This window comes from Xenorhabdus entomophaga (assembly GCF_037996725.1).
Classification (GTDB): domain Bacteria; phylum Pseudomonadota; class Gammaproteobacteria; order Enterobacterales; family Enterobacteriaceae; genus Xenorhabdus; species Xenorhabdus khoisanae.
Window position 1 is genome coordinate 1 of sequence record NZ_JBBMXH010000310.1, and the last position, 614, is coordinate 614.

Here is a 614-nt window from a genome sequence, read left to right on the forward strand (position 1 = left end):
AGCGACCACGAAAAACACGGGGTTACAATACGCCGGATGAGCTATTTAAAGGTACAAAAACTCATTTACTTCGTTTATAACGATGTTGCACTTAATATGTGAATCCAAGAAACTTTAAATACACCATTTAACTTAAAAGCTATCCCTCCGTCTTATCAAACAGGGGATTTAGGTTATTTCTATCACGAATTTCTTTATTATAAGGGGCGTACTGATAGACAAATTAAATACAATGGTTGCCTTGTTAATCTCGCTGAAATAGAGAATTGTTTACTCTGTCATCCAGCTATTATTAATGCTTATGTATCACTACGTGACACTAGCAATACTCTCGTTGCATGGTATCAGTTAAAAGCACAGGAAATCATAACAACGAGCCAGATACAGCTTTATTTGGAAAAAAATCTTCCTAAATATATGCAACCCAGCTTACTTATATTCAAAGATACTTTTCCTTTGAATTCGAATAATAAAGTAGACGGGAATAAACTTATAGGTGAGCTTGATATATAACTTTTCAAAATGGTAGGAGTGTCAAAGAAACTCAGTCCAAATTTTGCGAGTTTTGATTTTCCAGAAACAAAAAGGCAAAAAAGAGGACTGAGTTATGCTTA

Annotated in this window: 1 protein-coding gene; it reads left to right on the forward strand. The window is 34.0% G+C overall.

Features of this window, described 5'->3' with window-relative positions:
- The first annotated feature begins 258 nt into the window (after positions 1 to 258).
- Positions 259 to 513: an AMP-binding enzyme gene (locus tag AAC854_RS24515; protein WP_422824132.1), complete on the forward strand. Its 255-nt coding sequence runs from the start codon at positions 259 to 261 to the stop codon at positions 511 to 513.
- Positions 514 to 614 lie beyond the last annotated feature (101 nt).